Source organism: Pseudoalteromonas sp. Isolate3 (genome assembly GCF_022398505.1).
Classification (GTDB): domain Bacteria; phylum Pseudomonadota; class Gammaproteobacteria; order Enterobacterales; family Alteromonadaceae; genus Pseudoalteromonas; species Pseudoalteromonas apostichopi.
In genome coordinates this window covers 14,076-34,032 of the sequence record NZ_JAKEVN010000034.1, presented here as the reverse complement: position 1 = coordinate 34,032, position 19,957 = coordinate 14,076, and the positions used below count along the sequence as shown (strand labels likewise).

20 protein-coding genes and 1 pseudogene are annotated in these 19,957 nt (G+C 39.7%); 13 read left to right on the top strand and 8 right to left on the bottom strand.

The features are described from left to right. The first annotated feature begins 77 nt into the window (after positions 1 to 77). On the top strand, positions 78 to 572 hold the full coding sequence (locus L1D46_RS09135; RefSeq protein WP_130051362.1) for an MgtC/SapB family protein: 495 nt from the start codon (positions 78 to 80) through the stop codon (positions 570 to 572). A gap of 33 nt (positions 573 to 605) precedes the next feature. Continuing rightward, positions 606 to 1,046, top strand: coding sequence for a GNAT family N-acetyltransferase (locus L1D46_RS09130; RefSeq protein WP_239977425.1), 441 nt, complete (start codon positions 606 to 608; stop codon positions 1,044 to 1,046). A gap of 6 nt (positions 1,047 to 1,052) precedes the next feature. Here L1D46_RS09130 and L1D46_RS09125 read toward each other — a convergent pair whose 3' ends face one another. Both L1D46_RS09125 and L1D46_RS09120 read right to left on the bottom strand, forming a co-directional pair. Next, positions 1,053 to 2,252, bottom strand: a complete 1,200-nt coding sequence (locus L1D46_RS09125; RefSeq protein WP_239977423.1) for a GAF domain-containing sensor histidine kinase — start codon at positions 2,250 to 2,252, stop codon at positions 1,053 to 1,055. A gap of 120 nt (positions 2,253 to 2,372) precedes the next feature. Then, positions 2,373 to 3,383 (bottom strand): helix-turn-helix domain-containing protein, encoded by a 1,011-nt coding sequence (locus L1D46_RS09120; protein WP_130051366.1) that lies wholly within the window; start codon positions 3,381 to 3,383, stop codon positions 2,373 to 2,375. 127 nt (positions 3,384 to 3,510) lie between these two features. Between L1D46_RS09120 and L1D46_RS09115 the strand changes: the two genes are divergently transcribed. After that, positions 3,511 to 5,409, top strand: coding sequence for a beta-ketoacyl synthase (locus tag L1D46_RS09115; protein ID WP_167657860.1), 1,899 nt, complete (start codon positions 3,511 to 3,513; stop codon positions 5,407 to 5,409). 102 nt (positions 5,410 to 5,511) lie between these two features. Next, on the top strand, positions 5,512 to 6,588 hold the full coding sequence (locus L1D46_RS09110; protein WP_130051368.1) for an energy transducer TonB: 1,077 nt from the start codon (positions 5,512 to 5,514) through the stop codon (positions 6,586 to 6,588). Between the two features lie 4 nt (positions 6,589 to 6,592). Here L1D46_RS09110 and L1D46_RS09105 read toward each other — a convergent pair whose 3' ends face one another. Then, entirely contained in the window at positions 6,593 to 7,009 is a 417-nt protein-coding gene (locus tag L1D46_RS09105) for an MgtC/SapB family protein (protein WP_130051369.1), read from the bottom strand. Positions 7,010 to 7,233: 224 nt separating this feature from the next. Between L1D46_RS09105 and L1D46_RS09100 the strand changes: the two genes are divergently transcribed. The 3 genes from L1D46_RS09100 (at position 7,234) to L1D46_RS09090 (ending at position 9,445) form a co-directional block, all read left to right on the top strand. After that, complete coding sequence (locus tag L1D46_RS09100) at positions 7,234 to 8,727, top strand: BCCT family transporter (RefSeq protein ID WP_239977421.1); 1,494 nt, start codon at positions 7,234 to 7,236, stop codon at positions 8,725 to 8,727. A gap of 75 nt (positions 8,728 to 8,802) precedes the next feature. Next, positions 8,803 to 9,147, top strand: coding sequence for a hypothetical protein (locus L1D46_RS09095; protein ID WP_239977420.1), 345 nt, complete (start codon positions 8,803 to 8,805; stop codon positions 9,145 to 9,147). A gap of 52 nt (positions 9,148 to 9,199) precedes the next feature. Beyond that, positions 9,200 to 9,445, top strand: a complete 246-nt coding sequence (locus L1D46_RS09090; RefSeq protein ID WP_130051372.1) for a hypothetical protein — start codon at positions 9,200 to 9,202, stop codon at positions 9,443 to 9,445. Positions 9,446 to 9,459: 14 nt separating this feature from the next. Here L1D46_RS09090 and fghA read toward each other — a convergent pair whose 3' ends face one another. Both fghA and L1D46_RS09080 read right to left on the bottom strand, forming a co-directional pair. Next, entirely contained in the window at positions 9,460 to 10,296 is an 837-nt protein-coding gene (fghA, locus tag L1D46_RS09085; protein WP_130051373.1) for an S-formylglutathione hydrolase, read from the bottom strand. A gap of 55 nt (positions 10,297 to 10,351) precedes the next feature. After that, on the bottom strand, positions 10,352 to 11,473 hold the full coding sequence (locus L1D46_RS09080) for an S-(hydroxymethyl)glutathione dehydrogenase/class III alcohol dehydrogenase (RefSeq protein ID WP_130051374.1): 1,122 nt from the start codon (positions 11,471 to 11,473) through the stop codon (positions 10,352 to 10,354). Positions 11,474 to 11,583: 110 nt separating this feature from the next. Between L1D46_RS09080 and L1D46_RS09075 the strand changes: the two genes are divergently transcribed. From L1D46_RS09075 to L1D46_RS09050, 6 genes and pseudogenes are all read left to right on the top strand, one after another. After that, the gene (locus L1D46_RS09075; RefSeq protein WP_130051375.1) at positions 11,584 to 12,465 is read left to right on the top strand and encodes a LysR family transcriptional regulator; all 882 of its coding nucleotides are present in this window, start codon (positions 11,584 to 11,586) and stop codon (positions 12,463 to 12,465) included. Positions 12,466 to 12,554: 89 nt separating this feature from the next. Further along, entirely contained in the window at positions 12,555 to 13,772 is a 1,218-nt protein-coding gene (locus L1D46_RS09070; RefSeq protein WP_130051376.1) for a lipoprotein-releasing ABC transporter permease subunit, read from the top strand. Then, positions 13,765 to 14,463: a lipoprotein-releasing ABC transporter ATP-binding protein LolD gene (lolD, locus tag L1D46_RS09065; RefSeq protein WP_130051377.1), complete on the top strand. Its 699-nt coding sequence runs from the start codon at positions 13,765 to 13,767 to the stop codon at positions 14,461 to 14,463. Before L1D46_RS09070 ends, lolD begins: the two co-directional genes overlap by 8 nt. Then, positions 14,453 to 15,697 (top strand): lipoprotein-releasing ABC transporter permease subunit, encoded by a 1,245-nt coding sequence (locus L1D46_RS09060; protein WP_130051378.1) that lies wholly within the window; start codon positions 14,453 to 14,455, stop codon positions 15,695 to 15,697. Before lolD ends, L1D46_RS09060 begins: the two co-directional genes overlap by 11 nt. A gap of 327 nt (positions 15,698 to 16,024) precedes the next feature. Further along, a pseudogene (locus L1D46_RS20970) lies at positions 16,025 to 16,213 on the top strand (DUF924 family protein); the annotation flags it as partial. A 137-nt stretch (positions 16,214 to 16,350) separates the two neighbouring features. Next, positions 16,351 to 16,797 carry a DUF4826 family protein gene (locus L1D46_RS09050; RefSeq protein WP_130051379.1) on the top strand — a complete coding sequence of 149 codons (447 nt, stop codon included), beginning with the start codon at positions 16,351 to 16,353 and terminating at the stop codon, positions 16,795 to 16,797. Positions 16,798 to 16,865: 68 nt separating this feature from the next. Here L1D46_RS09050 and L1D46_RS09045 read toward each other — a convergent pair whose 3' ends face one another. The 3 genes from L1D46_RS09045 to purB all read right to left on the bottom strand — a co-directional run bounded on the left by L1D46_RS09045 (position 16,866) and on the right by purB (position 19,926). Then, the gene (locus L1D46_RS09045) at positions 16,866 to 17,324 is read right to left on the bottom strand and encodes a GNAT family N-acetyltransferase (RefSeq protein WP_130051380.1); all 459 of its coding nucleotides are present in this window, start codon (positions 17,322 to 17,324) and stop codon (positions 16,866 to 16,868) included. 12 nt (positions 17,325 to 17,336) lie between these two features. Then, positions 17,337 to 18,482: a cupin domain-containing protein gene (locus L1D46_RS09040; protein WP_239977418.1), complete on the bottom strand. Its 1,146-nt coding sequence runs from the start codon at positions 18,480 to 18,482 to the stop codon at positions 17,337 to 17,339. A 73-nt stretch (positions 18,483 to 18,555) separates the two neighbouring features. Further along, the gene (gene purB, locus L1D46_RS09035; protein WP_130051382.1) at positions 18,556 to 19,926 is read right to left on the bottom strand and encodes an adenylosuccinate lyase; all 1,371 of its coding nucleotides are present in this window, start codon (positions 19,924 to 19,926) and stop codon (positions 18,556 to 18,558) included. Between the last annotated feature and the right edge of the window lie 31 nt (positions 19,927 to 19,957).

The window sequence follows — 19,957 nt, the reverse complement described above, 5'->3', positions numbered from 1 at the left end:
GTTTTGGTTCATCAAGACTCAGCACTGCGATGGCCTTTTATTTATAATTTTAATTGTTAGTTTGATTTGGAAGTACAGTGACTCTGAGTAGTTTATTTGATATTGCCCCTTATTCTTGGTCAGCAATTGGTAGCGCCGCATTTTGCGGCGCAATTATTGGTATGGAGCGTCAGTTACGCGGTAAGCCTGTTGGTATTCGTACCTCCGCACTCATTGTGTTAGGTACCTACTTATTTCTTGCTACTGCATTTATGTTGCATGGCGATGTGATAGACCATTCACGTGTAGTGGGCCAAATTATCACCGGTATTGGCTTTTTAGGTGCGGGTGTGATGCTTGCAAAAGATGGTGCGGTTGTTGGAGTAACTTCCGCAGCAACTATCTGGGTATTAGCCTCTATAGGTGTTGTGATTGCCACTGATAACTTGTTAGCTGCAATTAAACTTTCAGTATTAGTGGTCGTTATTTTATATGGCGTAGATGTACTTGAAGCTAAATTTAAGAGCTTAGGTCGCGGTGTGCATGTTCGTGTAAAACGCTATTCAAAGTTGTATTATCGAAAAGAAAAGTGAAGTTAGATAATAGAAGTTAGATTAGAGTGATTCATGGAGCCTTGTTACACAATAAAGCCGTCCTGTTTAGAAGATTTGTTACTTGTTGATAGTCAAATTCCTGAGTTTGATGGCCGAAATAGCCTCAGTAAATTACAAGCACGGTGTGCAGATGTTGAGCATCTAGCTTTAGTTGCTTATATCGAAAATGAGCCTGTGGCCTACAAACTGGGTTATGAGCTAGATTCAAACACCTTTTATAGCTGGCTTGGTGCAGTTGCGCCAAAATGTAGAGGGCAGGGCATAGCTCAATCATTATTAAACGCGCAAGAAGCTTGGGTTAAGACCAATAATTACCGAGTTATAATGGTTAAGTCTATGAACCGTTTTCCTGCAATGCTGAATATGCTTATCAAAAATGGTTATGCAATAGTGGGTTATGAGGACAGAGGTAGCCCACACACTAGCAAGATTATGTTTACAAAAGACATTTAAACCAACTTACTTCGGTAAACTAATTAAAAAGTGAGCGCCGTTGTTACTTTCTTGAACACAGATTTCACCTTGTAGTTGTTGAGTAACTATTTTCTTCGCAATGCTGAGGCCAAGCCCAATACCTGATTGGTTGTTTTTACCTTTATAAAATGGGGTGAAAATGGAGTTTTGTTCACTTATGCTGATACCGGTGCCATTATCGGTGTAGTGAATTTTTAATACCTCATCAAAATCATAAATATCAATTTCTATAGCAGGGTTTTCGATGTTGTTGAACGCATGCTCAATTGAGTTTTGCTGCAAAATAAAAAGTACTTGTTTTAGCAAGTCTATTTCAACTTCGAATTGGCTATGAGGGTTTTGATAATTAATATCTAATTTGATACCACGATGTTTTATTTGCTCTTCTAAATGCTTATACAATGACTCCGAAAGCTGAGTTAACGTCATGATTGTTTTACTTGATTGTGTTTTTGTATAGAGCAAATCCTGTAAAATTCTTATCTTATAGGCGCAAGTAGTTAAATTGCGACTTACTAGTTCATGAGTGTCGAACAAAGTGTTTAGTGTATTTTGCAGTGTTTGCTGACTCAAGCATTTCTGTGTAAGCCTATTTTGAGTTTCTGTCACTGTTTGTTTAGTGAAATCAACGGCTGTTATGCAGTTACCTAAAGGAGTATTGACCTCATGGGCAATGCCACGAATTAAAGTGGCAAGCTCAGTAAATTGGTTTTTTTCAAGCGATTGTTTCTGTTGGTAAAGTAATTTTAGTTGGGTCTCAAAGCTTTGTTTTATTGTTTCGAGTAGTTTTATCACTGGCTCGTTGTATTCATGGGGCTTGCTATCAAGGATACATATTGTACCAAATGGCGTTGTATCGCCAGCAGAAATGGGCAAACCTAAGTAGGAAACCATATTGAGCTTGATATCAGGGTTTTCTTTCCAATCATCATCAATAAGTGCATTAGGTATATTCAGCAGTTTCTGGTTTTTTACAACATGCTCGCAATAAAGGCCTGAATTTTTAAACTTTTCACTGTCGCCTATTTCGTATGGGTTTAATTGGTTTGCATTTTTAGAAAACACACTAATAATATTATTTTCGACCTTCATTACTAAAGCGACAGGCACATCGGCAAACAGTGCTAATACTTCAAGGGTTTTATTCCAACTCTCAACTAATTCATCATAATCAGGCTGATACATTATTTATACTCAATTAAATACAAATACTACTAAGTGATAGCTTAGTAACAAATTCTAATTGAGCAACATAAATGCTCCATATCAGATTTTATTGTTCTTCAATCAGTAATTTCTTATTAATTAACCAAACAGTTTACGCCTAACTACTGTGCGATATTCACTTGGTGTTTGTGAAAGCACTTTCTTAAATACCCTTGTTAAATGACCTTGGTCGTTATATCCGACTTCTAGTGCTACCTCTTGAATAGATAAATTTGATGAGGCTAATAACTCTTTTGCCGTTTGAACACGCAGCTGTTGCCAATATTCAACGGGTGTTTGGCTGGTGGCTTGACGAAAGCGGCGTGTAAAGGTGCGGTAGCTTAAACTAAATTGCGCCGCAATTTCTTGCAGGGTCAGTTCGGAGGTTAAATTGTTTTTCAGCCAAAATTGAATTTGAGCAATAAGTTCATCAGGGTGCTTATCAACCGCACCTTCTAGATAACGTTGATCTTCATAGGGCTTACGAATCTCATGAGAGAAATTACGTTCAACATGTTGCGCTGCTGCTCGACCATAATATTGGCTAATAATATGGACTATAACGTCTGCAAGGGCATTTAAACTGGCAACTGTATACATACGCTCAGATTGAGTAATAAAAAAGTCAGGTTTAAGCTGCACTTTAGGGTAGTCACGTTTAAATTGCTCTGCGTAATGCCAGTGGGTGGTAGCAGGGTGACCATCAAGTAATCCAGCCTCAGCAACTAAACAGTTGCCAGTACCTACACCAATGATATGACTGCCTTGCCGCCAAGAATCGCCAAGCCAGTCAACCAAGCTTTGCTGTTTGCTTACTACAGGTCGCGGGTTGCGCCAAATACCAGGGACAATAATTAACTCACTAGCTGGCGCTGAGGCAGTTTCGCAATCGGGCATTATTGCTAGCCCCGTGCGGTTGGGGATCGCTTTTATGCTAGTTGCTACTAAGTTGATGTTGAGAGGTTTAAATTCGTTATGCTGATGATGGCTTTTGGCAAAGGCCTCGCCGGCTCTAAGCATTTCTATAGGTAAGGTTAAACTAGTTATTAGTAAGTGTGGATAAACCAAAATACTAATTTCTATGGCTTTTTGATGTTGAAGTTTCGTCACTGAAATTGCTCCGACCAGTTGTTTTTGGCCTTTTATGCAGGTTATTTGGCTATTTAAGCACAAAGTGTATTAGTTAATCCATTTAAACTTGGTTTAATTCTCGTAACACGTTTTCTCAAGGTTTTTTATGACAGCATTACCCGTTATTGTTGGTATGGGTGGTATTAATGCCGCTGGCCGCACTTCTTTTCATCAAGGTTATCGTCGTATCGTGTTAGACAGCTTGGACGCTAAAGCCCGTCAGGAGACATTTTTAGGCTTAGCGACTTTAATGAACTTAGTCACCCTTACTGAAGGGGTACTTAAAGATGCTCAAGGCAATACAGTTGCTGAAAAAGATATCGAAGCTAAGTTCGGTGAACAAATTTTAGCTGGCACACTTATTCGTAAAATTGAAAAAAATCACTTCGATGTTGATGCGACTCCGTGGCAGCAAAAAATGACGTTAACAGCGTCAGATGAACAACAAATAGTTTTTGAAACACGTCGCCGTGATTTACCAACCCCTGTACCTAGTAGCTGGCACATTGAGGAGTTGAGCGATAAAAAAGTAAAAGTAACTATTAGTGCTGATCTTGCTATTAAACATGACAGTACCCGCGATAATCCAATTAAAGCGGCGGGTCAACTACCGACAGGTTTCGAACCTTCAGCTATGTATAACAGCCGCTACCAGCCTAGAGGTCTGCAAGCAACTATCTTTGCTGCAACTGATGCAATTCGTTCGACTGGTCTGCCGTGGCAGCAGGTAATGAACAGTGTTGAGCCTGATCAAATTGGTACTTACTCAGCCTCTGTTGCTGGGCAAGTTGATGATGAAGGTTTTGGTGGTTTGATTCGTGCGCGTCAACAAGGTGATCGCGTTAGTACAAAACAGCTTGCACTTGGCTTAAACACCATGTCGACCGACTTTATCAATGCTTATGTAACAGGTAACGTGGGTACGACCTTTACCACATCAGGCGCGTGTGCCACGTTTTTATATAACCTACGTGCTGCTGTAAACGATATTCAAGCAGGTCGCACGCGAGTAGCGATTGTGGCATCAGTAGAGTGTGCTATTACGCCAGAAATTGTTGAAGGCTTTGGTAATATGAGCGCACTTGCAAATGAAGAGGGCCTAAAGCGCCTTGATAATTCAGAAGTCGTTGATCATCGCCGTACAAGCCGTCCATTTGGTGAAAACTGTGGCTTTACAATTGGTGAAGGTGCACAGGTTGCTATCTTAATGGATGATGCATTGGCATTAGAGTTAGGTGCTGATGTGTTAGGTAGCGTTGCGGATGTGTTCGTAAATGCTGATGGAATTAAAAAATCAATCACAGCACCGGGCCCTGGTAACTATATTACAATGGCAAAATCTGTTGCACTAGCTAGTGGTATTGTTGGTCAAGAAGCGGTACAAAAACGTAGCTTTATATTGGCTCACGGCTCAAGCACGCCTCAAAACCGCGTAACAGAATCATTAATTTACCATAAGGTAGCACAGACATTTGCTATTGATAATTGGAAGATTGCAGCTCCTAAAGCGTATGTTGGGCATACTATTGCTCCAGCCAGTGGTGATCAATTAGCCATGGCATTAGGCGTGTTTAGTCATAACATTATGCCAGGGATTACTACAATCGATAAAGTGGCTGATGACGTTTATAGCGAGCATTTAGATATTCGCACAGAACATTATCAATGTGATGCAATGGACATTGCATTTATAAATTCAAAAGGGTTTGGTGGTAACAACGCAACGGCGACTGTTTTATCTCCAGCAATTACATTGCAAATGCTAGCAAAGCGTCATGGTGATGTGGTTATGGCGGAATATCAGGATCGTCATACTCAAGTAGCTCAAGCTCAAGCTGATTACCAACAACAGGCTGATTTAGGTCATTATGAGCTTATTTATCGCTTTGGTGACGGCTTAATTGATGAAAATGACATCAAAATTTGCCAAGACTCAATGACAATCCCAGGTTTTGATAAAAAGGTTTTATTATCAAAATCAAACCCTTATTCGGACATGTTTTAAGATCAAGACTTGTTTAAGCACATTCTTGACAGCAAGGCGCTTTTAAAGCGCCTTTTTTAGTGCTATAAATGTTCCTATCAAAGGGAATTGGAGCAATTACTCATGATTAAATTTACTAAACTCGCTGTACTTTGTTCACTTATCGCATTACCAACACAGGCTTTAGCAAGAGACGTCAATGATTTAGGTGTTGATGTTCAAGCAGCAACTTCCGCCTATATCGTAAAAAATACAAATCCGCGTTATCCAGGTAGTTATAATGGCTCTCGTTTAGAGGGCTGGGCTTTAATGTCTTATGTAGTGGACAAACAAGGTAAAGCTAAAGATATCGAAGTGATTATGGCATCTGATACTCGTGGTAGTGAAGAAAACGCAGAGAAATATTTAACGAACTTAGAATTTGCACCCGCGACTAAAAAAGGTGAAACAGTTGAAGGTGGTTATCTGTTTTCTTTTGAAGTAGGTAAGTATTTTAATGGCTACTCAAATGATAAGGCTAGCCGTGGTTTTATCAATGAGTACGATGAAATCAATAAAATGCTGCAAGCAAAGGAATTTAAAAAAGCTGAGCAAGCACTAGCCAAGCTATATAAAGATCACACTAAAAACACCTCTGAACAGGCGTTATTTGCATGGCTAAAAAGCCAATTTTTTTACCATCAACAACAATGGTTTGGCTTTGATGAGCAGCTGTCTATTGCCTATTTACTACGAAATAAGTTGCCAACAGATATACAGTATTTAGTCGCTAAAAGCGCTTTACAATGGTACAGCTTCAAGGGTGACTTCAATCTTGCTTACAACGCCATTGATGCGCTAGATAATATTGAAGGAAAAGAGTTTTCAGAAGAAAACAAACTTGCCACAATTAAGCAAATTGATGACTTATTAGCTCGTACTCCGCAGATCAATTCACAAATTAATGTCTCAAAGGATAAGCTTTCATATTTGTCGTTATCTCGTGGTTCTATCAAGATAGAGGGCGCACGTGATGTATCTAAATTACAGATCCGTTGTGCTGATCAAGTAATAGACCTTGAAGCAAATGATTCAGTGAGTTATGTGCTTGATGAACAAAGCCGACGCTGCGGTTTATTAGTTAAATCTACAAATTCTGCTGAGATTAAAGTAAAACAAACTGGTTATGCTATTGTTAATTCAAAATATGACGCCAGTTAATTGTTTACTTTAAACGCTTTACATATCTTAGCGTTACGAAGTTAATTAATGCCATTAGAAAGGCGATTTCGTAACGACTAAATGCCACAGCAATGCCAATAAGTCCCATGTTCCAAATACTGGCTGCTGTGGCTGTTCCATAAGTAGAGTTTTTGTTCTTCAAAATGGCGCCACCGCCAATAAAACCAATACCCGTGATAATCCCTTCGAGTACTTTTGACTCAGCCTCTGAGCTAGTTAAAACAGACATTCCAACTAATGCATAGCCACAAGATGCAACAGCAACTAATGGAAAAGTACGAAGACCTGCGCCATTACTCGTTTTTTCTCGATCAAATGCCATGGGTAGGGCAAGTAAGTAGGCAATCCCCAGGTGCATTAGGTTATCGAGGATCTCGTGCCAATCAAGATTAAAGTCCATAATCAATTCCTTTTTGTTAATAGCCGAGTGTTGCAATTTCAATACCCGATCAGCAAATTAATTAAAATGAGGAAACTAGGGACATGTAGCCGGGTTTTTAAAAGTAGAGCTTGATATAATTTGCGATTTTTACGCACTACTGTGTCATTTTTTCAGTCTTTTGGCTGTTTGAAATTTCAGCATACAGACAGTATGCTAAACACGCTAAATAAATAGGCTTCAGTTTGAAACATACAACCTCATCTCTTGAAAAAACTGCTCTCGCATTGTGTATGTTAGGTGCGCTCATTGCTGTAATTTTGCCTAGTTTTATCACTGAACAAGTACAGCCTTTTGTACAAACGGTTTTAGATTGGATTGGGAGTAGTTTTTTCTTAATGGTGAATTTTTTATTGTTCGCCATCATAATTTTAGCTATTAGTCCATTAGGCAGCCGTAAAGTAGGTGGGCAAGATGCTGTTGTTGAGTATTCTAACTTTGGCTGGTTTGCTATGTTATTTGCTGCGGGAATGGGCTCTGGCCTAGTTTTTTGGGGAGTTGCGGAGCCTGCTTTACATTCGCTTGACCCGCCCCTTAAACAAAGCTTATATCCAGATAGATTAGCCAGTAGCTTGGCGCTAACATTAGTTAATTGGGGGGCTCATGCTTGGGCACTTTATGCGGTATTTGCTTTAGTGCTTGGTGGGTTAACTCAATATAGTGGTAAGTCTGGTGATATTTGTTCGCCTGTTCTTACTGCAGTAGGTAACAGGTTTGATAAATCAACAAAATTTACAGTCTCTTTTATTGTAAAATTAATTGCTGTTCTCGCGATATTTTTTGGTGTAGTTGGCACTATAGCAAATTCAACTCTGTTGATAAGTAAAGGGGTTGAGATAGAGTTGGGAGTTACTTCTACTTTATTAGTTGGCTCATTAATCGTTTGTTTATTAACAGTTATATATTCGCTATCAGTAAAGTTTGGTTTACGTCGCGGCGTACAATCACTAAGCATTTTTAATGTGATTTTGGCATTCAGTTTGTTGGTCTGGTTATTAACAGTGGTGCCGATTGAGCCAATTATAAAAATTGCTCTAGATGGAACTGGCTATTATTTACAGCTGCTAGTAACTGGAACTTGGCAATTTGATAGCCAATTAAAAGCGCCGGATTGGGCCACTCATTGGACATATAACTATTACTTTTGGTGGTTAGCCTGGGGTCCATTTGTTGGTGTTTTTTTAGCCAAAATAAGTCAGGGGCGTAAGGTTTGGCAATTTATTTTTGCGGTTGTGTGTATTCCTACTTTAGTGACTATTATTTGGTTTGCGACCTTTTCTGGGGCAGCAATTGAATGGGATAGACTCAATCAAGCGGGTATTTTAGTAGCGATAAAACAAGATTACAGCCAAGGATTATTTGTATTTTTTAATCAATTAGGTTGGCAAGGAACCGTGTTTATTTGGGCTAGTTTGTTATTACTATTGATATTTGTAGCAACATCAGCTGACTCTGCAATTTTAGTCATAAGGGAACTTGTAGGAGCTGATCCTAGCAATCGAGTGACCCTTTACACTTGGTGTTTGGCATTATTCTTATGCAGCTTGGCTCTTTTACTTTTACAAGATGAGCCATTAAATCGAAGCGTTGCAATTTTAGGCGCTTTACCTTTCTTATTAATATTCCTATTGCAGTTAGTTGGGTTTCTAAAAGAGTTTATTCGCGATATTTGTGATTAATTTACAGTTTTTTACAGTTAAATTATGCATTTGTCATTATGCTTATAAAATAAGCTTAAGTGTATTGGAGGACCGATGCTTAAATTTTTGTATGTGATGCTATCTTTTAGTTTACTCAGTGGCTGTACAGCAGTTGGCCTAGTTGCAGATGGTATTGGCGGGGCCTCTAGCCAAGCACAGCCTGCAAGCGCCTATGCAGATAAAAAAGATAATGACCGAGTTAACTATGGCATGACCATGACAATGCTAGGTTACGAAATCGACAAGGCGATTATTGAAGGTCTAGAGAATGGTAGCAAAGGTAAAGATGTTGAGCTTAAATGTCGTCAAATAAGTCGCGCAGTAAATGAATGTGTTGAGGTTCAAGCTGAGCCGAAAAAAAGACCTACATTAATGGATAGTTTTAATAATGAAGATTAACTTCTCAAAACTTGTTATTTGCTTTGTTAGCTACCAATTAGTGGGGTGTACAGTGGCGGGGTCAATAGTAGATGGCTATGCAAAAAACTCACAACCAACAAACCTTGCAACCACAAATGCAAATCAAACTAACAGCACAGTAACGGACTCTGAGGGCTTTTCATTTGCGAAGTTAGGCTTTGAAATTGATAGCGCTGTAATAGGTTTACTCGAACCAAAAGAGGAACAACCAAAGTTAGTTTGCAGGCAAATCACACGAAGTATTAAAGAGTGTGAGGAAGCTAAGCCCTCACACTAAAAATTAGATATTAATCACAGATACTTTTGATGAAACATTAGGTGTTCGTCAATAAAGCTACTGATAAAGAAGTAACTATGATCATAACCTGCGTGCATATTAATTTCGGCTGGATAATCTTTCTCATTCACGACAGCAAATATGTTCTCTGTTTTGAGTTGCTCAGTTAAGAAGTTATCGGCCTCACCTTGATCAATGCGAATCGGTAAATAATCATCAGCGACGGCTTTTTTCATTAACTCACAACTGTCGTATTCAAGCCAACTTGCTTTATCATTACCTAGGTAATTGCTAAACGCTTTTTCACCCCAAGGGCAATTAATCGGGTTAACAATCGGGCTAAAAGCACTGGCGCTGACGTATTGTTTCGGGTTTTTGAGTGCAATCATCAATGCGCCGTGACCACCCATAGAATGACCAGCAATGGCTTTTTTAGTCGTCACAGGGAAGTGTGCTTCGATAAGTGCAGGTAATTCAGACACAACATAGTCGTACATGTTGTAATGCACATTGTAAGGCGCTTGAGTCGCATTGACATAAAAGCCTGCACCTTGACCAAAATCGTAGTTTTCATCGTCAGGAACATTATCACCACGCGGGCTAGTATCTGGAGCGACAATCGCAATACCCAGTTCAGCCGCTTTTTTAAATGCCCCGGCTTTTTGCATAAAGTTTTCATCGGTACAGGTTAAACCTGACAACCAATACATCACTGGCACTTTATTCGTTTCGCTGGCACCGGGTGGTAAAAATATCGCAAAGCGCATAGCACAATGTGTACTGGTAGCTTGGTGGGTATATTGTTTATGCCAGCCACCGCTGACTTTTGTTGAGCTTATGTTTTCTAGCATAACCAAATCCTTGAAACAAAGGCGCTAGGCATTAACCTAACGCCAAATTAAAAGATTAATAATGAATAACTGAGCGGATGCTCTTACCTTCGTGCATTAAGTCGAAAGCTTCATTGATATCTTCAAGTTTCATGGTGTGTGTGATGAAATCATTTAACGCAAACTCACCATTCATATAGCGCTCAACAATCTCTGGTAGTTCAGAGCGACCTTTAACACCACCAAACGCACTACCGCGCCATACTCGACCTGTTACCAGTTGGAATGGGCGTGTCGAGATCTCTTGGCCTGCACCTGCAACACCAATAATCACTGATTCACCCCAACCTTTGTGGCAACACTCAAGGGCAGAGCGCATTACATTAACGTTACCGATACATTCAAATGAGAAATCAACACCACCGTCAGTCATTTCAACGATGACTTCTTGAATTGGTTTGTCGTAGTCATTTGGATTGATTAAATCAGTTGCGCCTAATTTAGTAGCAAGATCAAACTTACTTGTGTTGATATCAACACCAATAATACGGCCTGCGCCAGCCATTTTCGCACCGATAATCGCCGATAAACCAATGCCGCCTAGACCAAAAATAGCAACAGTATCGCCTTTTTGAACTTTTGCAGTTTTAGTTACAGCGCCCATACCAGTTGTTACACCACAACCAAGTAAACAAATTTCTTCAAGCGGGGCTTCTTTGCTTACTTTAGCTAGTGAAATCTCAGGTAATACAGTGTACTCAGAGAAAGTAGAGCAACCCATGTAGTGATAAATTGGTTGACCATCTTTATAGAAACGCGTCGTGCCATCTGGCATTAAACCTTTGCCTTGCGTTTCACGTACCGCAGAGCATAAATTTGTTTTACCAGATTTACACATCTTACACTCGCCACATTCAGCAGTATAAAGAGGAATAACATGATCGCCTACTTCAACATGTGTGACGCCTTCGCCTACAGCTTCAACAATACCGCCGCCTTCATGGCCAAGGATTGCTGGGAAAATACCTTCAGGGTCTTCACCAGATAAAGTAAATGCATCTGTGTGACAAACACCTGTAGCAACAATCTTTACAAGCACTTCGCCTTTTTTAGGCATCATTACATCCACTTCTTCAATTGATAGTGGTTGATTTGGACCCCAAGCGATAGCCGCTTTTGATTTAATAAAATCAGTCATAACGTTCCCTTATAGTTGTTGGAAGTAAGTATTAAACCTAGTCTATTTTATTTATTTCTCAATGAATGATAATCTTCGTTTTATTAAAACACTTTTACAGTATGGTAATAATGAATCGTTGGCACGGAATTGATGAATTTTTAGCGGTAGCAGAAACGGGCAGTTTTACCAAAGCAAGTAAACTTCTGGGTATGTCGGTGGCCCATGTAAGCCGATATGTGAGTCAATTAGAAGAGCGATTAAACACACAATTGCTAACCCGTACGACCCGTAAAGTGGTGCTAACGCAAGAGGGGCAGGTGTTTGCGCATCAAACAAAGCAATTACAGCATGCCATGGATGATGCCACGGCACTGCTTGCTGAGCAGCAACTGACACCAAAAGGCAGTATAAAGCTAACAGCCCCAGTGATGTACGGTGAAAGTTTTATCATGCCTGCAGTACATTCGTTTATGCAAAAACACCCAGATATTGAAGTGATCAGCCATTTAAGTAATGAACAAGTCAATCTATTAGAAGATGGGTATGACCTAGCAATTCGGCTCGGTCATTTAAAGGATTCATCCTTGAAAGCACGGCGTATTAGTCAGCGCAGGCTTGTTATTTGCTGTAGCCCTGAATATATAAATAAATTTGGCCAACCACATAGTGTAAGTGAATTACATCAGCATAATTGCCTGATTGGAAATAACAGTTACTGGCGGGTAAAAGAGCAAGGCCAAGATAAGCATATAAAAGTGGCTGGGCGGTTAGCATGTAACAGCGGTTGGGCATTGGTTGACGCTGCTATGAAAGGGTTGGGTATCGTGCAACTACCGGATTACTATGTTAATGAACACCTAGCCAGTGGCAAGTTGACCGCTGTACTTTCAAATGTTGCACCCGCACCTGAAGGTGTATGGGGTGTTTATCCACCTAGGCAGTTTATAGCAACCAATGTAAAAGCATTACTAGACCATTTGGTTGCTACTGTTCAAGTATCAGATTTATAATTATTTTTTACAATTTCGCGCATCCCATGCTAGCTAAATCTGTGCTAACATGAGCGCATATTTAGCCCTTGGAATATCCATAACTTATTATGTTTCAACCTGTTAGCCTTTTTATAGGGCTGAGATATAGTCGCTCCTCAAAGGGTAATGCCTTTATCTCATTTATTTCATTTTTCTCTATTGCGGGCATTGCTATTGGCTTAATGGCCTTGTTTACAGTCAGTTCAGTAATGAATGGCTTTGAAAATAACCTGAAAACCAACATGCTTGGATTAATTCCCCATATCGAAGTATCTGCTGATGATAACTCGAAAGAAACCATGCTGCAGTTAAAGCAGCAACTAGAAAACTCTCAAGATATTAAACAAGTTAACCTTTATCGTCATGGTGAAGCTATTTTACAAACTAACCAAGATTTGCACGGCGTATTGTTACAAGGGCTCTATGATGAAGGAAGCTCCCTCTATAACGTAAAGGATAAAATTGTTGCCGGTAATTGGTCACAAGTAATGGATAGCAACTACCATATTGCTATTAGCCGCTATTTGAGCCGAAAATTAGGCATTTCGCTCGGGGATAAAGTACGGGTGATTATGCCTAATGCGAGTTCATATACCCCCCTAGGTCGAGTACCTAGCCAGCGCTTGTTTACCGTTGGCGCTCTTTATGAAACGCAATCAGAAATCGATATGTCATTGGCATTTACTAGTGGTTATTCGTTAGGCCGGGTTTTAAAGCTGGCAAAATCAGCGGCACCAAACTTAAGTGTTTCGCTTTATGAACCATTTGCTGTTGAGCAAGTTTTGCAATCTCAGTCAGCTATTTTAAATGATTACACAGTGGCTGATTGGCGAGCTAGCCAAGGGACACTATTTGCTGCTGTGGCGATGGAAAAGCGTATTATGTCGATGTTACTTGGCTTAATCGTGCTCGTTGCGGTGTTTAATATAGTTTCAGCATTAACCATGATGGTCAGTGAGAAGCAAAGTGAAGTAGCTATTTTACAAACACTGGGTTTAACCCCGTTACAAGTGCAGCATGTTTTTATGATCCAAGGCTTATATAACGGTCTGATCGGTACCAGCATTGGTGCGTTACTTGGTGTGCTATTAAGTAGCAACATTAATGAATTATTAAATATGTTAGGCATCAATTTATTAGCGGGTGTGAGTTTACCAGTTAAATTTGATGTTATGAGTTTGAGTCTAATTGCTGCAGGGAGTATTGCGATGAGCTTTTTAGCTACTTTGTATCCTGCCAGAAAAGCTGCAAAAGTGAATCCAGCAGAGGTATTACGTTATGAGTGATTTAGTTATCAATTGTCAGCAGCTGAACAAAGTTTATCAAGATGGCGATAACGAGGTTGCGGTATTAAAAGGGGTTGATTTAACACTTAAACAAGGCGAAATGTTAGCTGTTGTAGGTAGCTCTGGCTCAGGCAAAAGTACTTTATTGCATATATTAGGCACCTTGGATAACGAAAGTTCAGGCAAGGTTGAAATTAAAGGTCAGCAGGTTTCTAAATTAAATCGAAAACAACAAGCCAGTTTCCGGAATGAAAATTTAGGCTTTATTTATCAATTCCATCATCTATTAATGGAATTTACTGCGATTGAAAATGTTGCTATGCCACTCTTAATTAAAGGTTTAAGTGCAGTCGATGCAACGGAAAAAGCGCATAACATGCTAGATAAAGTAGGCTTGTCTCATCGCAGCGAACATAAACCATCGGCTTTATCAGGTGGTGAGAGGCAGCGGGTTGCAATCGCACGTGCATTAGTAACAGAGCCTGCTTTGGTGCTTGCCGATGAACCAACGGGTAACCTAGATAAACAAAACGCTATTAAGATTTACGACTTAATTAAAGAGTTAAATACCAGCTTAAAAACCAGTTTTGTAGTGGTAACTCATGATTTAGAGCTTGCAGATAAACTCGGCAAAATTGCTTATTTAGATGATGGTAAGCTTGCAATTAAAGAGTCTCAGCATGTTGCTTAGTGCCTTTATTTCAAAACGATTCCGCGCTCATAGCGGACAAAAAGACGGACAAAATGGCTTTGTTAGCTTTATAGCTAAAGCTTCGACGATTGGCATACTTTTAGGAGTAGCCGTCTTAATTGTTGCTCTTTCAGTTATTAATGGCTTTGAGCAGCAATTAGTGCATCGGCTTTTATCGGTTGTACCACAGGTTGAATATGTCGCGCCAAATAAACCAATCAATAACTGGCAATCAAAAATTGCGCTACTTCGCTCTCAAACCGGTGTAACAGGTGCTGCACCCTTTATTAGTGTTAATGGTATGGCGCAATATAAAAGTGAGTTAAAAGCGGTTGAAGTGCGCGGTGTTAGCCCTGAATTTGAAAATCAGGTGTCGGCATTAAACCAATTTACAGAAGGGCGCTTAGTTAGCCAGTTACAACAAGAAGATGTGCTTTTAGGACAACAAATAGTAAACCGATTAGGTCTTAAAATTGGCGATCCAGTTACCTTATTAATCCCACAGATAAACCAGCAAAGTAACACTTTACTGGCTCCAAAACGCGTGAGCTTGAATCTGGCTGGTATTATTAAAATGGGCGGTCCAATAGATGAAACCGCGGCTTTTATTCGTCTAGACAAAGCGCAAAATGTGCTGAGCTTTAATGAAAACCAAGTAACCGGCTTACGATTACAAGTGGCCGATGTGTTCGCCGCCCATCAAACAGCGATGCGTGTTGGGCAAGTTATTCCAGATTATGTTTATGTCTCTAGTTGGTTTCGAACGCAGGGAAGCTTATATCAAGATATTCAAATGGTTCGTACCATTGTGTATATCGTGGTGTTTTTAATAATTGCGGTAGCGAGTTTCAATATTGTTTCGTCTCTAGTGATGGAAGTACGTGAGAAACAGGCAAATATTGCGATTTTAAAAACCATGGGCGCACAAGATAGTACCATTTTAGCGACCTTTGTTATGCAAGGTTTTACACAAGCCTTAATAGGTGTGATTTTGGGCACGATTATCGGTGTGATGCTAGCATTAAATATTAGTGAACTGTTCACTTGGGTAAGTAACTTATTTGGTGATAACCCGTTACAAGGTGTGTATTTTATCGAGTTTTTACCAAGCAAATTAGTATGGCAAGATATCGTTATCACCGTGATTGTCACCTTTGTACTCGCAATTTTGGCAACACTTTACCCGGCGTGGCAAGCAACCCGGGTAGACCCTGCAAAAGTACTTGGTAACTAAAGAAATTCAAGCTTGGACAAGCATTAGATTATTGATTTTTGGTTTCATGAATTTGGCCCTAAAGGTTGGTATTAACAATCTGATGAAGTTGATGCATTAATTAAGCGTTAGTTTTCATAATGTCTTTTGCAGGTTAGCTGGCGAGCATGCTGATTAGTGAATATATGCGCTAGGCTATTAGCTGAAATCATCGTGTTAGCTCAGTTTTCACGCGGTATTGACCGTGAAACAGCGAAAGCGTTTAGCCAAGATCCGTAAGCGCTAAGCTTAGCGCAAAGAGCTATCGAACTAGGTTTTGATATATAATTTGATAGCTCACAAGTAGCGTTTATTTATATGCTTTTTATGCACAGTGAATCGAAAGTCATTCATCAGCAGGCTGAGCAATTGTTTAAAGGCATGAGTAATTATGAGTTTGAACTAAAGCACAAAGTTATTATTGATAGGTTTGGTCGTTACCCACACCGCAACACAATTTTAGGTCGAGAATCAACAATTGAAGAGCTGCAATTTTAAACTGTGCCTAACTCTTCATTCTGAGTTGGCTGAATAATACTCAAGTAAATTAAAATGCCTTTTGATTGCCCGTAAACACTTGCACAGCGCCATTTTAAACCTTAAAGTGTCAGAAATGTTGTAAAAGAGTAACCACCATGGAACAAAAACAAGCAAGACCATTAACACCAGAAGAACAAGCCGAAGCGCAAAAACAAAGTGTTATTTGGCAAAGAGAATGTTTCCAAAATGCACAAAAGCATTTAGCAGAAAAAGGGGTTATCCCGCAAACTGTTGTTGAGAAAGAAAGTCGTTTCATTGCGCCTTTAGTGGCAATTTGGAAATTTAAAGCACAAAACGGTAAAAGCTATTGGGTGATCACGGGTCGCTTACCGACTGATCACGCTGAAGCAAGCGCAGCAACTAATGCACGTGAAGTATTACGTTATTTTTCAATGCAGTGGCAATTGAAGGCTGATCAGCTAATGCAATCAGGGGCCGTAGACAAAACCAAAGTTGATTTTGCGAATTTGCTAATCAATCGTGCTCATGGCTTATATGAGTTGTTTGAAAAAGAAGAAATGTGGCAAAACGAGCCAGCATAACTGACTTTACAAACTTACTAATAAAAAAGCTGAATAATTTTATTCAGCTTTTTTATTTTACCTAAACCTTAATGTACTAAAGTGAATGGCCGCGTATCAAACTGCTTAATAGGGCAGAGCATTCGCTGCCTTGGAATACCAGCTTCCATAAACACTAAACCATCTGCTGAAAAGCCATTTTGTTTAAACCTGTCTACCTCATTCAAAATACAATTAATACTGACACAGTCACAGCCTTGCTTTTCAGCCATACTTACTAAGTAATTCAATAATGATTTGTAAACCGAACGGTTACGGTGTTCAGGCAAAACAGCAATACGACCAATTAGGCCATCATTGCATAAACGCCCAGTAGCAACTGGGCATTTACATTCATCTGTTACAAGGACGTGATGTGCTGTTTTATCTAAATGGTCAAACTCAATGTGTTTTGGAATATGCAATTCGCAAACAAATACCCGCTCTCGGATCTGTTGTAAAAGTTCCTTGTCGATATTCCATTCAACTTCATCTATTTGATAGCCCATAAACACACGCTCCTAACAAAACCAAATACCCTCATTTAAAAGTGTAGTAAAAGTTTTCAAGAAAATGTGATTATTTTTTGAACTATTTATATCAGAAGCTGTCAGCCAGGTTTGATCTGTGAGCTTTTTAATTAATTCAAGCTCATGTAAATCATGCATGTAATTAATGCCATTAACACTTAAAAGTATTTTATCTCCAATCACTTGATAGATTGCTCGGGTGCCACCTAAGCGCTCAAAAACAACCTCGTCATCACGTAGTAACTCAAGTAAATTATCTAATGTATAAGGTTCTTCTAAAGGTGCTAAATCCATTTCATGTTTTGGCTGACTCATATTGTTACCAAGCCAAGTCTTAAATATTGCATCATCATTTATTGCAGCAATCATCAGCTGTTTAACATTTTCAGCTTCAAATTCCTTAAGTTCGCCTTTTGAGTCACGTAATTTAAGCTCAGCATCACTGTATCGTTGATTGCCAAGTTCAGTATCTATCAAATGGTCTGCAAACTGTGATAATAAATCGCGCTGGTTTGGTGCTCGAAAGCCAACAGAGTAATTTAATGCGTTTTCAACTGCGTAACCCTCATGTGGACAACCCGGTGGAATATAAAGAATATCACCAGGCTCTAGAACACAGTCGATAACAGCAGGAAACTGCTCGACTTGTAGCAGGCTTTTATTTTGCGCAAACTGTCTTAGGTTAGCATCAGGCATACCAACCCGCCAATGGCGTTTGCCTTGGCCTTGAATAATAAACACATCGTATTGGTCTAAATGCGGGCCAACACCACCACCTGGTGTTGAGTAGCTAATCATTAAATCATCGATGCGCCAGTTAGGAATAAAGCGAAATGGCTCTAGTAATTGAGCAGCTTCGTTATGCCAATGGTCAACCGCTTGTACTAGTAATGTAGCGTGCTTTTCAGTCAATAAGCTAAAGTCTTCAAACGGACCATGGTGTGCTTGCCAGTCATTTGAGTGATTGGTCACTATTCGTGATTCAATACTTTCTTCCATTGCAAGACCCGCAAGCTCTTCTGGCTCAATGGGGTCAGTAAAGTCTTTAAAACCTTGTTTGATAAGCAATGGTTTTTTTTGCCAATACTGAGCTAAAAATTGCTCTTGGGTAAGTGAATTGATGGATAATTGATACATAACATGACCTAAGCGAATTGGTATAAAAAAAGCGAAAGGAAGGCCTTTCGCTTTTTCAAGTCTTTGTTTGAATTTAAGCTAAGTTATCGATGAACTCAACCGCACGACCAATGTAATTAGCCGGAGTTAATTTTTTCATTTCTACTTTTGCTTCTTCAGGTAACTCAAGACCGTCGATGAAATCAGCCATGATTTCTTGGTTTACGCGCTTACCACGAGTAAGGTCTTTAAGTTTTTCATATGGCTTTTCGATACCATATTTACGCATAACAGTTTGGATTGGCTCTGCGAGTAATTCCCAGTTTTGATCTAGCTCTTGTAATAAACGTTCTTCATTTACTTCAAGCTTGCTTACACCTTTTAATGTCGCTTGGTAAGCGATAAGAGTGTAGCCCATACCAACACCTAGGTTACGTAACACTGTTGAGTCAGTTAAGTCACGTTGCCAGCGAGATACCGGTAGTTTTTGTGCAAGGTGAGTAAAGATAGCGTTAGCAATACCTAAGTTACCTTCAGAGTTTTCAAAATCAATCGGGTTTACTTTGTGAGGCATTGTTGAAGAACCAATTTCACCTGCGATTGTTTTTTGTTTGAAGTGGTTAAGTGCAATGTAGCCCCAAACGTCACGGTCAAAATCAAGTAATACAGTGTTGAAACGTGCAACTGCATCGAATAACTCGGCAATGTAATCGTGTGGCTCGATTTGTGTTGTGAACGGGTTGAATGTTAAACCTAGGCTCGTTACGAACTGCTCAGCGTGGCTGTGCCAATCGTAATCTGGGTATGCACTTAGGTGAGCGTTGTAGTTACCTACAGCACCGTTGATTTTACCTAACATTTCTACGTTAGCAATTTGGTCACGTTGACGCTTTAAGCGCATGTAGACGTTTGCAAACTCTTTACCCATTGTAGAAGGGGTAGCTGGTTGACCGTGGGTACGTGTCATCATCGCAACTGACTTGTACTCAACTGCTTTTTCTTTTAATGCATTTAGAAGTTGGTCACAGTATGGAAGTAATACTTTGTCACGCGCTTCAGTTAGCATTAAACCATGAGACAAGTTATTGATGTCTTCTGAAGTACAGGCAAAGTGAATGAATTCGTTAACTGCGTTAAGCTCTGCGTTGTCAGCCACTTTTTCTTTAAGTAGGTATTCAACTGCTTTAACGTCATGGTTAGTTGTGCGCTCGATCTCTTTAACGCGTGCTGCGTCAGCTTCGCTAAAGTTATCAACAATGGCATTAAGTAAAGCATTAGCCTCGTCGCTAAATGCCGGTACTTCTGTGATTGCGCTAGCTGCAGACAAAGCTTGTAACCAACGAACTTCAACAGTTACACGGTATTTGATTAAACCAAATTCGCTGAAAATACTGCGTAGTTCCGTGGTCTTGCTGCCATAGCGACCATCTACCGGAGAGATAGCGGTTAACGCTGAAAGCTCCATAATGACTCCTAAATTGTCTAGTTTGAACGAT